The organism is Ruegeria sp. B32 (assembly GCF_025141855.1).
Classification (GTDB): domain Bacteria; phylum Pseudomonadota; class Alphaproteobacteria; order Rhodobacterales; family Rhodobacteraceae; genus Ruegeria; species Ruegeria arenilitoris.
The window spans coordinates 1,428,215-1,440,378 of record NZ_CP081106.1; the positions used below are offsets into that span (position 1 = coordinate 1,428,215).

Consider the following 12,164-nt stretch of genomic DNA (forward strand, 5'->3'; position numbering starts at 1 on the left):
CGTTGTCAACGACCGGAATTGATTTAAGGTCGAACGCAAGAACACAGGAAAAGGACGCAGGGCGCAGATGGCCGAGAAACTAGAGATTGCAGTGTTCAACGGGGACGGGATCGGCCCGGAAATCATGGCTCCGACGCTAAGCATCCTTGCGCAGCTGTCGGAGCAGACCGAGGACTATACACTTGAGTTTCGGGAGGTTCCGGCCGGGGCAGCCCACTATGCGCAAACCGGAGAATCATTTCCGAAAACGTCAATGGATGCGGCGCGGCAGGCAGATGCCATTCTACTGTCCGCGATGGGTTTGCCGGACGTTCGGTACCCGGATGGGACCGAGATTTCACCTCAGATCGACCTCCGCAAGGCGCTGGGGCTGTTTGCCGGGGTGCGCCCTGTGCGGGTGAGAGCTGGGCAAGCAACACCGTTGGCCCTGCCGCCCGGCAAGGAAATTGACTTTGTTCTGATCCGCGAAAGTACTGAGGGGTTGTTTCACACCCAGGGGTGCGGAGAAGTGACCGAGGACGAGGCGCGCGAGACGCTGGTGATCACCCGAGAGGTCTGCGAAAAGCTGTTTCGGTTTACCTTCCAGTTGGCGCATGACCGAAAAACGTCCGGGCAGGGTCGGGGTCGTGTCACCTGTGTGGACAAGGCCAACGTCTTCCGCGCCTTTGCATTCTTCCGGGATCTGTTCGATGCCGAGGCTGAGCGTCACCCGGATTTGGTTGCGGATCATGCCTATGTGGATGCAACGGCCTTGTGGATGGTTCAGAAGCCTTGGGAATTTGATGTTCTTGTCACGGAAAACATGTTTGGCGACATCCTGTCTGACCTTGGGGCCGGTCTGATGGGAGGGCTGGGGCTGGCGCCCTCGGCTGACATTGGTCTGGATCATGCGGTGTTCCAGCCCTGTCACGGTTCCGCCCCCGACATTGCCGGGGAAGGCATCGCCAATCCGTTTGCCATGTTCCAGTCGGCGGCGATGATGCTGGAATGGCTTGGGTTGCGGCATCAGAACCCCGCGTTGTCGCGCGATGGGCGACGGCTGCACACGGCAGTCGACAGCGTCGTGTCCGAGGGCCGAATTCTTACCCGTGATCTGGGCGGAGAAGCCGACACGCTGGCTGCGGCGCGGGCGGTGGCGGACAGGGTGTTTTTGGTGTGAGCAGCCAGCAGTTCATTCGCGTCGCCTGTGTCGGCGCCGGGTATTTCAGCCAGTTCCACTATGGCAGCTGGCGCCGCATACCGCAGGTTCAACTGGTCGCCGCATGTGATCGCGATCTCGAGAAGGCGGCCGCCACTGGGTTGCCTGCCTATGATGATCTGCCGTCGATGCTGGCCCGGGAATCTCCCCAGCTGTTGGACATAATCCTGCCGCCTGAGGGTCATGCCGACGCAATTCGTGCCGCGCTGGACGCAGGTGTGAGTTGGATCCTGTGCCAAAAACCGTTTTGTCTATCTCTGGCAGAAGCAGAGGCTGTTCTGCAGGATGCTCGGGATGCCGGAGCCACCGTCGTTGTCCACGAGAATTTTCGCTTTCAGCCGTGGTATCGGGTGATGAAGGACGCCCTGACACGCGGGGATATCGGGACGCCGTTGCAGGCCACGTTCCGGCTGCGCCCGGGCGACGGGCAGGGGCCGCGCGCCTATCTTGATCGGCAACCCTATTTTCAGAAAATGCCGCGTTTTCTGATCCACGAAACGGCGGTGCATTGGGTCGATACGTTCCGGTTCTTGTTCGGCAATCCGATCTCGGTTTATGCCGATCTGCGGCGGATAAACCCGGTCATTGCCGGAGAGGACGCAGGCTATGTCATCTTTGAGTTCGAAAACGGCTTGAGGGCCGTATTCGATGGCAACCGGAACCTGGATCATGCCTCGGACAATCTGCGCCGCACCATGGGGGAGGCCCTGATCGAAGGCACCGGCGGAACGCTGACGATGGATGGTTTTGGCGCCGTTGGGTTGCGGGAATTCGGCAGCCAGAGCAGAGAGCAGTTGCTTGCACCCGATAAATGGGAGGGCTTTGGTGGCGATTGCGTGCACGCATTGCAGCAGCATGTCATATCCGGTCTTCTAAATGGAACGCATTTGGAAAATACTGGCCCGGACTATCTGGACGTTATCCGCATTGAACAGGCGATCTACAGATCTGATGCGGAGGGCAGGAAAATCGTTTTGGAGGCCGAATGAAAAACGAGACCGGCAAGGCTCTCTCGAATACTCAACGCGCGGTGCGGGACTTGCGGCGGATGATCCTGACCGGAGAGTTGGCCGCCGGCACCGACCATCTGGAAACCGAACTGGCCGAGCAGTTGGGGATGTCGCGCACGCCGGTTCGCGAAGCAGCGCTTATGTTGGAAAGCAAGGGCCTGCTGGAAATGCGGCCGCGCAAAGGGGTGCGGATCCTGCCGGTATCTCCGGATGACATGCGCGAGATCTATGACATTCTGACCGAGTTGGAGAGCCTTGCAGCCGAACGCGCGGCCCAGGCCGGATTTTCCGAGCAAGACCTTCAGCCGTTGGCGGACTCGATCGCCCAAATGGATCGCGCCATCGGTGACGAAGACCTGGAGGCATGGGCCAAGGCCGACGACCTGTTCCACCGCGAGCTTGTCCGATTGGGTGGCAACCGGCGGGTGGAAAGCATCGTGTCCATGATGAGCGACCAGGTCCGCAGGGCGCGGGCCTCGACCCTGTTCATCCGCCCGTTGCCGGTCAAGTCGAATGAGGATCACCGTGCGGTCTATACGGCAATCCGCGACGGCAAACCTGATGTGGCGCGCGACCGGCATCGCCAGCACCGGCTGCATGCCAAATCCGTCATCATCGACATCTTGGATAAACATCGGCTGAACAAGCTTTAGCCAGTCAGTTCGCTCACCCCGCTGGCCGTAGATCTGCCGGCTGTGCAATCTGGACTTCCGGTCCCAACTGGGGATATGGCCAATAAAGCGGCGCGCGATGCGAAAGGACTTCCGGTGCAGATAACCCAGCAGATGGCAGGCGACAGCGTCTATTACATCAATCTGGACCGTGTGCCCGAGCGCCGGGCGTTCATGGAAGCGCAGTTTCAGAAGGCGGGCCTTGTGGGTGCGCATAGGATTAGCGCCACGGATGCCAGTCAGTCGGGCGCGTTGGAGCAAAACGGATATATCGCGGGAACGGGAACGCGCTGGGGTCTGACGACCAGCGAAATCGCCTGTTTCGAAAGCCATAGATCGGTTTGGCAGCGGATCGCCGATCGGAACCTTCCAGCCGCTGTCGTCTTTGAGGATGATGTGGAAATGTCCTCTGACGCTGGGCGGGTGATCACCGAAGTGCTGAACCACCCGGAAGCCTATGATTGCGTCAAATTGGATTACTCGCCCCGGTCACTGCGCTTTGGGCCGGAGACCGGGATCGGAAATGTCCGCGTGCGCCCAATGTTGGAAATGGCGCCAAGTGCGGCGGCCTATGTTCTGTCACAGGCAGGCTGCCGCAAATTGTTGGCCTGGTCGCAGAGATATTCTGACCATCTCGATGATTTTCTGTCCTTGCCGCGCAGGGATTGGAACATGTTTCAGTGCTTTCCGGCCGTTGGTGTTCAGATGATCTGGTCGGGACGGCAGGAGCAGATCGACGAACCGGTCAAAAGCAGCGAACGAACCCAAAACGCAGCCACAAACAGCGGATTGGACAAGGGCCCCACGTGGTTTCGGCTGCGGCGCGAGCTTCAGTCGGCCGGCCGAAAACTGAAATGGAAGCTGGGCGGTCAGGCGCGGCTTCTCCAGCGCGGCGGCATGGTGGACTTCATTCCCTGTGCCGACGATCTGATCGTGCGCCCTTGGTCCTGAAGTCTTTGTGCCAGTGGTGAAAAACCAAGCGGTTCCAACCATCCGCGCCGGTCGCAAAGCGCATAAACGTTAACAAAACTCTCGATTTGATATAACCTCGCAGTGTTATTGCGCGATTTGTTGGGGTTTTGGTGTGGGTCAAACGATTTACGAGAAATACGGCGGGTTCAAAACCATCAGCCGAATCGTGATGACATTTTACGAAATGGCATTGGAATCGGATGAGATCGGAGGCTACTTCGAAGATATCGACATGCCACGGTTGATTGATCACCAAACCAAATTCGTTTCGTCTCTGGTGGGTGGTCCCGCGTCTTTCAGTGATGATCGGATCGAGGCCGTGCATCGGCACCTCAACATCAGCCACGATGATTTCGACGAGATGGCTACGCTGTTCGGCGAAGCCCTTTCAATTCATGGAATGACCGAAGATGACGTGCAGGTCGCGCTGGCTGCGATCGAAGGCAAAAGGGCGATCATCGTTGCCCGGGATGCGGCATGAGCATCCTGGCCATCAACGAGCATCTGCTGCGTGCCATCGGGGTCGGTGTAGCGGTACTGCGGGCTTCGGACCTGACCTTCGTGTTCCACAATGGTCCATTCGCCGAATGGTTCGGCAAACCCGAGCCCGGCCAGACACTTTTGGATATATTGCCGGATCTCGATCAGCGCGAACTGGATGATGTCAAGCAATCGGGCCTGCGATACTCGGCCGAGCTGCAGATGAAGCCCAAGCGCCGCACGCTGATCTTTGCGGTGACGATTTCCTTGGCCAACGGGATGGATGAGCAGGTTCTGGTTGTCGAATGTCAGAACATCACGAAAATTCGTGAGCTGGAAAGCATGATCGACAGTTATTCGACCATGGTCGAGCGCAATACTCGCGAGTTGGAAAGAGAAAAGGAACGGGTCGAACGGCTTTTGCTGAACCTGATGCCGCGTGCGGTTTATGAAGAGTTCAAAACCTTCGGCGTAGTAACGCCTCAGCTGTATGATCAGGTTTCCGTGGTCATGCTGGATTTCGTCGGCTTTACGGATTTTGCGGCAAAAACAGACCCTACGGTCACCCTCAGTGAGTTGAATGACATCTTCACCGCCTTCGACCGGATCGTCGAACAGTTCGGGTGTGAACGGATCAAGACGATCGGAGACGCTTATCTTGCGGTCTCAGGCATGCCCGACGCCACGCCCGACCATGCCACGGCGGTTGCGCATTGTGCGGTCCGATTTCTGCGGTATCTGGAACGGCGCAACGAAAGTCATCCGCACAAATGGCAGGCCAGGATCGGGCTTGGCATGGGGCCCGCCGTTGGGTCAGTGGTAGGGATCCAGAAATACGTCTATGACGTTTTCGGACCGGCCGTGAATATAGCATCGCGGTTGCAGGTCTTTGCAAACCCCATGAACATCGTTGCCCCGGAAGAGATGAAATATGCACTGATCGATGAATTCCAGGTCTCGGACTTGGGTCCGGTCGACATCAAGGGGATGGGCATGATGGATCTGATCAATGTCACCTCACGGCTGAACGCACCGCATGCCAGCCGGATGTTCTGACGATCATTCGTCGGGCGGCACCAGCCCCAACCCTCTGAGGTATATGCCGATCCCGGATTCCAAAAGGTCTTCGGGCGGGAAAGGCGAGCTGGCACCTGCATTGCGGGCATAAAGCTCTACGACACCATGGCTCATCGCCCAGATATGCGCGCTGAACATAGACGCCGGTGGGCGCTTTTCCGGCGGGATGTGTTCTGAAAGATCGGCCGCAGCCATTTCCAGAACCTCCTTTGCACGGTTGGCGGCCAACGCCAGCTCGGGCGTCCGGTTGACCGAGATTCCGCTTTCGAACATCGAGATGTAATGGCCGGGATGCTTGCGCGCAAACGCCAGATATGCACGCCCGGTCGCTTCGAAAGCGGCCAGCGCCGAGGGCTGCCCCTTGTCATAGGCATACTGCATGAGGTCCGCGAACATCTCGAACCCCTGACGGGCCGCCTCGGCGATCAGATCCTCGCGACCCTGATAGTGTCGGTAAACCGCGGCTGGGGTGACACCGGCCCGTTTTGCGGCTTCAGACAGGGTAAAGCCGGTCGGACCTTTTTCCTCGATCAGCGAGAGGGCGGCGTCGATCAGCGCCTGTTTCAGATTTCCATGGTGATAGCCGCGTTTGGTCATTCCGACGGCACCTGCCTGTGTTTGCGTGCTCTTTTACCAACCAGACATAATGCACGCGGGGCAGCAGGTCCAATCCTTGAGACATGATCAAAGGGACCAATGCTTGACCAAAGACGCCCTAGACTACGCATCCCAGATTTCCGGTCCGCCACAAATCATCGGGTCGGGCTCGCCAACGGCTTCGACGTCCTTTTCGTCATAGTCCACGTTCGACAATACCGCCCGGATTGCCGCAAGCCGCGCGCGCTTCTTGTCGTCTGAACGGATGATCGTCCAAGGGCACAGATCGGAATGGGAGCGTGTCAGAGTTTCGGAAATCGACTGCGTGTATTCATCCCATTTGCCCAGACCGGCGATGTCGATAGGGCTCAGTTTCCATTGTTTCAGCGGGTCATTTTCGCGCGCGAGAAACCGATTGAGCTGTTCTGCGCGTCCGACGTTGAGCCAGAACTTGAAAAGGTGAATGCCGTCATGCACAAGCCCGATCTCCAGCGGCATGACCTGCCTGAAGAAGCGTTCCCGCTGGTCTGCGGTGCAAAATCCAAAGACGTTTTCGACGACCCCGCGGTTGTACCAGCTGCGATCGAAGAAAACGATCTCGCCGGCTGATGGCAGGTGCTGAATGTACCGCTGGAAGTACCATTGGCTGTGCTCGGCGTCGGAGGGCTTGCTGAGGGCGACATTGCGGGCGCCACGCGGGTTCAGGTTTTCCCGGAACCGCTTGATGGTACCGCCTTTGCCCGCTGCATCTCGACCCTCGAACACGATCGCGATGCGTTGTCCGGTTTCCTTGACCCATGCCTGCATCTTGACCAGTTCGATCTGCAGGGCCTCCATCTGCTTGTCATAGTCCTTGCGCTTCATCCTCTCCTGATATGGGTAGCTGGGGTTCAGGATGTCGCCTTTTTCAGCGTCTTCGATGGCCTTTCGCACGCTCTCGGGAGCGTCGTTCCGAAAGTAGCTGTTGATTGCTCGGTCCGCTGCACGGGTCATGAGTTGCCTCGCCATAAAATCCAGTTTCTACTATGGATTACGGGCGGGGTTAACGCAAACCCGCTCGTTCCGCGGCGCGTTCGACCGCAGCAGCAACTTCCGGAGCGTCCACCACCTGCGGCATGTGCCCCATGCCTTCAAGTTCGATCAGCTCAGCGCCGGGGATTTGTTCGATCAGCCGTTCGGAATGCCAGCCCAGACCAACTGTCGTATCTGCCGTACCATGCACGATTTCGGTGGGCACCGATATCTCAGGGTAGCGCGGTTGCAGTTCGGCAACTTCGTCCAGGAGGTTGGCCCGTTGTTTTGCGTTGGCATGCATCGACGACCGGCGGAGCGTCAGGGCCGGGCCAAAATGCTCGGCATAGCCTTCGGGTGCGGTCTGGGGGGCAAAGACCGTATCCAGGGCCTTGTTGACGTACCAGTCCGGAACGTAGGCGGTGATCAACGGCAGGACGAGAGCATTTCCCCAGGAGGTCGAGGCAATGCGGTTGAAGGAATCGAGCGGAGTTTCCCATGGCACCGCAGCCGGGGCGATCAGGACCAGAGCCGAGATGTTGTCAGGGCGCGTCACAGCCCAGGCCAGCGATACCGACCCGCCATAGCTTTGACCGGCTACGATGGGTTTGTCGGCCCCCAGCATCGCGGCAGCTTTCTGCAGGATTTCTGCCTGCTCAACGATGGTTTCGCCCTCCGCCGAGAAGCTCTGAGAATAGCCCAGCCCCGGTCGGTCAAATACAATGACCCGAAAGGACTTTGCCAGCAACGGCGCCAGAGCAAACGTCATGTCCCGGGTATTGCCGCTGGACCCGTGGATCAGGACGACATCCGGGCCTTCGCCCATGACGACGGCATGTACAGCAACGCCGTCGACATCCAATACCTGACCCTCTGGCGGAAACGCGGCCTCGGCCCGGGCCTCATGGCGTGCGGCAAGCCAAGCCGTCAAAGCCGCAAAAAGGGCCGCAAACAGGCCTAGGTATATCAACGACTTAATGACCAATTTTCGTCATGTCGAAAGGAGTGGTCTGGTAGATTTCGTTGATCCAGTTCCCATACAGCAGATGCGCATGGCTACGCCACCGATTCTGAGGCGTGCGGGACGGGTCATCGTCGGGATAATAGTTGATGGGCACGTTGATCGGAGTGCCATTGGCCACGTCCCGATCGTATTCCTGTTTCAGCGTGTCACTGTCGTATTCGAAGTGATTGAAGATATACAGCGCCCGGTTCTGCCGATCTTCAACCAGACACGGACCGACCTCGTCGCTGCCCAAAAGGGTCACAAGCCCTTCGGCAGCGTCGATTTCATCCTGCCGGACTTCGGTCCAGCGACTGACCGGGATCACGCAGTCATCCGAGAAACCTCGCAGGAAAGGCGAGGCCGGCAACAGGTTCCGATGCCGGAAACACCCAAACGCCTTGGAGTCCAACATATGCTTTTTGACGCCATGAAAGTGATAGATCATCGCCATACCACCCCAGCACACGCCGAAGGTCGAATGCACATTGGTTCGGGTCCATTCGAAAACCTCGGTCAGTTCGTCCCAATAGGTGACGTCCTGAAACTCCAGATGCTCGATGGGGGCGCCGGTGATGATCAGGCCGTCAAATTTCTGGTCCTTCACGTCCTGAAAGGGGCGGTAGAACTCTTCCATGTGTTCGGCCGCGGTGTTTTTGGTCTGATGCTCGGTCATGCGGATCAGGGACAACTCGATCTGCAGAGGCGTCGCGCCGATCAATCGGGCAAACTGGTTTTCGGTCTGGATTTTCTTCGGCATCAGGTTCAGCAACCCGATCTTCAGGGGCCGGATGTCCTGCCGTGCGGCCTGATCCTCGGCCATGACCATGACGCCCTCTTTCGTCAGAACGTCAAAGGCCGGGAGGTCGGACGGAATCTTGATAGGCATGAGGCGGGTTTTTCCAGTTTCTTCTGAAGCGTTCTAGTTAGGACGCCGCGGCGCGGGTCTCAAGTGTGCTCTCGATCAACTCGTCGAAATCACGCGCATCCCGCACCTTTCCGATTGCGTCGGCGGTAACAGTGACCCCCCAATTCTCAGCCATGGATTGGTATCTGGGCTGACGGTGGGCCAGGGCGCGGGCATAGGTCCAGCGGATGAAGTCGTCGGGATTGACCTCTGCCTCGGCGCAGCCGTGCTGATCAAGGTATTCCTGCCAGGTGCGCGTCAGGAAATCGGCCTGATAAGACATCGGTTTGGGGGCCTTGTCGAACCGTCGGATCAGTTCGGCGGTGTGGTCGTCGTCGCCCTTGATCCAGACCATCAGGGTCTGGCGGGAGAGTTCCGACAAGACGTGGTCGGAAGGATTGTCAGGGTCCACCCATTCGCAGATTGACCCGCCGGTGTCACAGATGAAATGCGGGTACCCGTACAGACGCTGAGCGCGGTCAATGAAATATTCGGTGTCCAGCAGAGCGTGGATTTCGGCCTGCCGGAACTGCTCTTGTCTACGCCGATATTCCGGCATCGCCAGCCCACCCAGCGCCGGGTTTCCGGGCTTGCCCAGATAGGCGGCGACCGGCGTCAGGTTTTCGAACGAAATGTTGGAACCGATATAGATCGAGTCAGAGAGCAGCAGATCCCGCAGAAAGGGAACCTTCATTGCCTCAGCCTTGGCGTTGTCGGTGATGTATTCACCCATGTAACGCGTGCCAATTCGATAATCGATCGAGTAGTGGAACCAGTCGCCCGAGTCGCGAAGGATGTTCGACACGTAAGTCTTGCCCAAGCCGGACATGCCGAAAAACAGCACCTTTTTGCGCGCCGCTTCGCGCCAGTCCTTTGCCGAACTGTAGATCATGTGCAACCGTCCCTTGTTTTGTCCTAGCTAAATCGGCCCGGCGATGGCGTCAATCTCGGCCGCGGGCTCGGCTTAGGATCAATAACCCCAATGCAAGGATTGCAAAGCCGATGAAGGCATTCGGGGCAAGGGTTTCGTGCCGGACATAGGCGCCCAGCAGAATGGCGACCGGAGGGATGATCAGGGTGACGAGCAGCAGGTTGCCGCTGCCGGCGGCGGCCAGAACCCTGTAGTACAGCAGGTAGGCCCCGGCCGTAGCGACGAGTGCGTAATAGGCCACGGCGAGCCAAGTTGTCATAGGCAGGTCGAACGATGGCACACCGTCGACGACCAGCATTACCGGCAGCATGACGATGGTTGACCCGCTCAGCATTCCCGCCGCCGCAACCTGCGGCGCCAGGCCTGACAAGCGCAAACGGGCCCATACAGCCGCCAGCGCATAGGATACGGTCCCCGCCAGAATGGCCAGCTGAGCAGCGCTTTGCAGGCTGAACCCAAGGAAATTGTGCAATCCGATTGCGGTGGAAACTCCGCCAAAGCCAAGCGCAACACCCACGGCTCGGCGTTTGGTCAGTCGCTCGTCGGGAAAGAACGCAGCCGCAACCAGAACACCGAAGATTGCCGTGGCAGCGTTCAAGATCGAGGTCAGACCGGTGTCGACATACAATTGGCCCCAGGCCATCAGCGAGAAGGGCAATACGTTGTTCAACAGACCCATGACCAGAAAAGCGCCCCAAATACGCGGGTCCTTCGGTATCGTTTCTCGGCGGAGGAGAACGACGGCCCAAAGTGCAAGCGCGGCCCAGAAAACGCGATGAAACACGGCCGTCATCACAGGTATCGTGTCCAGTGCGACGCGGATCGCCAGGAAGGACGCGCCCCAGATCAGTCCAAGAAGAATGAGCTCGAACCAAGCAAGGGCGGAGAGGGATTTTTGTTGCGTCATGGCTATTTCTTGCATGTTTCTGTTTGCCTCAGGCGGAATACTTGCATTCGGCAATTCGGTAAGCGACCCGGATCATGCGAAAAACCCCGCCACAAGGGCGGGGTTTTCCAATTCTGTATGAGCGTATCCCTTAGTTCAGGGCGTAGGTCACCTGAATACCAACGCTCCACGCGCTGTTTCCAGAGAAGTTCGCCCGCGCCCCGGGGCCAGCACCGTCAGCGGTTGCGTCGCCCAGATCGGTATAGCGAACGCCGCCCGAAATCTTGGCGCGTTCCATCGAGTAGGTGCCGCCAAGGCCGATGCTCCAGAACCCGTCGGTCGGACCCAGGTTGGAAACGGGCTCATTGGTTGCCGATTCATAGCCAAGGGTCACAGCGCCCGAGAATTGTTCGGAGAACTGGTAGCCAAGACCCAGCGAATAGGTCCAGGTCGGATCGTCATAGTCCACCAGCGCGCTGGTCGGCGGATAGTTCGGGGGATCGTAAACCGTTTGCGGCCAATCGACCCAGCGGATCGATCCGAACAGCAATGTCTTGGGGGCAACGCCGGTCTGGAAGTCCAGGTTCACCGATTGCGGAGAAACGACCTCGCTGGAAGTGTCGAATGTCGCCACGGTTCCAGGCGGGATCGGCGGGATCGGGATTGGGTTCACCGACTCCGTTTGCGACAGGTCATGGGAAATTTTCGAGTTGTAGGTCAGCGCCACGCGCGCTGCGATCTCGGGCTTTTCCCAAGCCACACCAACGACGTAACCCAGCGCGGTATCCTTGTCGGCATTCACCTCGTAACCAGCCGCCGCCGGCACGGCAACGTCAGCGCTGAGCCGCTGAATACGCAGACCACCGATGGCGCTGAAGCCGCCGTCGAACTTGTAGCGCAACAAGGCAGTAATTGCCTCTGTGTCGGCTTTCGCGCGCAGAACGTCAGTGCGACCACCCGGGATCGGGTTCTGCGAGAGCGGGTAGTTCGAACCGTAGGCGATATCGGCACCGAACGGTTCGTCATAGATCAGCGCAAAGTCGAGTTGGTCGGTGAAGGCGTGCTTGTACGCGAGATGAGGCGAGAAGAAGTCGTTTGCAACGTTGCCCGAGTCAACGCCCAGCATCGTGCCGCTTACGCTTGGGTTGGTGTAGCCCAGGCGAAACTGTACGACGGAACCTTCCTCAAAGATAATGTTGATGCCTTGCCCACTACGGTCGATACCGCCGGCATGAGCGGCGGTCGCCCCTGCACAGAGCACGCACGCCTGTAACAGCGCTTTCTTCATGTATTCCTCCCTTTTCACTATCCGACGCCACAGTATTGTCTTGTGAGTGTCAGTGGCGGTGATTTCTGTGACCATTATTCACGGGGAGTTTAAAAAAACGTCAACCACTGACCATACGTTAGTTTCCGCCAGT

Annotated in this window: 13 protein-coding genes; 6 read left to right on the forward strand and 7 right to left on the reverse strand. The window is 58.4% G+C overall.

The window, feature by feature from the left end; genetic code table 11:
* The first annotated feature begins 67 nt into the window (after positions 1-67).
* The 6 genes from K3752_RS07250 to K3752_RS07275 all read left to right on the forward strand — a co-directional run bounded on the left by K3752_RS07250 (position 68) and on the right by K3752_RS07275 (position 5,387).
* On the forward strand, positions 68-1,159 hold the full coding sequence (locus K3752_RS07250) for an isocitrate/isopropylmalate dehydrogenase family protein (RefSeq protein ID WP_260065866.1): 1,092 nt from the start codon (positions 68-70) through the stop codon (positions 1,157-1,159).
* Positions 1,156-2,187 carry a Gfo/Idh/MocA family protein gene (locus tag K3752_RS07255; protein ID WP_260065868.1) on the forward strand — a complete coding sequence of 344 codons (1,032 nt, stop codon included), beginning with the start codon at positions 1,156-1,158 and terminating at the stop codon, positions 2,185-2,187. Before K3752_RS07250 ends, K3752_RS07255 begins: the two co-directional genes overlap by 4 nt.
* Positions 2,184-2,861 carry a GntR family transcriptional regulator gene (locus K3752_RS07260; RefSeq protein ID WP_170339462.1) on the forward strand — a complete coding sequence of 226 codons (678 nt, stop codon included), beginning with the start codon at positions 2,184-2,186 and terminating at the stop codon, positions 2,859-2,861. The genes K3752_RS07255 and K3752_RS07260 overlap by 4 nt, the downstream gene beginning before the upstream one ends.
* A 75-nt stretch (positions 2,862-2,936) precedes the next feature.
* On the forward strand, positions 2,937-3,830 hold the full coding sequence (locus tag K3752_RS07265; RefSeq protein ID WP_260065870.1) for a glycosyltransferase family 25 protein: 894 nt from the start codon (positions 2,937-2,939) through the stop codon (positions 3,828-3,830).
* 190 nt (positions 3,831-4,020) lie between these two features.
* Complete coding sequence (locus tag K3752_RS07270) at positions 4,021-4,332, forward strand: group 1 truncated hemoglobin (protein ID WP_254428927.1); 312 nt, start codon at positions 4,021-4,023, stop codon at positions 4,330-4,332.
* Positions 4,329-5,387, forward strand: coding sequence for an adenylate/guanylate cyclase domain-containing protein (locus K3752_RS07275; protein WP_093961896.1), 1,059 nt, complete (start codon positions 4,329-4,331; stop codon positions 5,385-5,387). Before K3752_RS07270 ends, K3752_RS07275 begins: the two co-directional genes overlap by 4 nt.
* Positions 5,388-5,390: 3 nt before the next feature.
* Here K3752_RS07275 and K3752_RS07280 read toward each other — a convergent pair whose 3' ends face one another.
* The 7 genes from K3752_RS07280 to K3752_RS07310 all read right to left on the reverse strand — a co-directional run bounded on the left by K3752_RS07280 (position 5,391) and on the right by K3752_RS07310 (position 12,031).
* Positions 5,391-6,005 (reverse strand): TetR/AcrR family transcriptional regulator, encoded by a 615-nt coding sequence (locus K3752_RS07280; RefSeq protein WP_093961897.1) that lies wholly within the window; start codon positions 6,003-6,005, stop codon positions 5,391-5,393.
* A 123-nt stretch (positions 6,006-6,128) separates the two neighbouring features.
* A complete protein-coding gene (ppk2, locus tag K3752_RS07285; RefSeq protein WP_260065875.1) occupies positions 6,129-6,998 on the reverse strand; it encodes a polyphosphate kinase 2 in 870 nt (289 codons plus the stop codon).
* A gap of 49 nt (positions 6,999-7,047) precedes the next feature.
* On the reverse strand, positions 7,048-7,947 hold the full coding sequence (locus K3752_RS07290; protein ID WP_260065876.1) for an alpha/beta fold hydrolase: 900 nt from the start codon (positions 7,945-7,947) through the stop codon (positions 7,048-7,050).
* Positions 7,948-7,990: 43 nt separating this feature from the next.
* Complete coding sequence (gene metA, locus K3752_RS07295; protein ID WP_260065878.1) at positions 7,991-8,908, reverse strand: homoserine O-succinyltransferase; 918 nt, start codon at positions 8,906-8,908, stop codon at positions 7,991-7,993.
* A 37-nt stretch (positions 8,909-8,945) separates the two neighbouring features.
* On the reverse strand, positions 8,946-9,818 hold the full coding sequence (locus tag K3752_RS07300) for an ATPase (RefSeq protein WP_170357629.1): 873 nt from the start codon (positions 9,816-9,818) through the stop codon (positions 8,946-8,948).
* Between the two features lie 49 nt (positions 9,819-9,867).
* The gene (locus tag K3752_RS07305) at positions 9,868-10,764 is read right to left on the reverse strand and encodes a DMT family transporter (protein WP_170523991.1); all 897 of its coding nucleotides are present in this window, start codon (positions 10,762-10,764) and stop codon (positions 9,868-9,870) included.
* Between the two features lie 130 nt (positions 10,765-10,894).
* On the reverse strand, positions 10,895-12,031 hold the full coding sequence (locus K3752_RS07310; protein WP_170339445.1) for an OmpP1/FadL family transporter: 1,137 nt from the start codon (positions 12,029-12,031) through the stop codon (positions 10,895-10,897).
* Between the last annotated feature and the right edge of the window lie 133 nt (positions 12,032-12,164).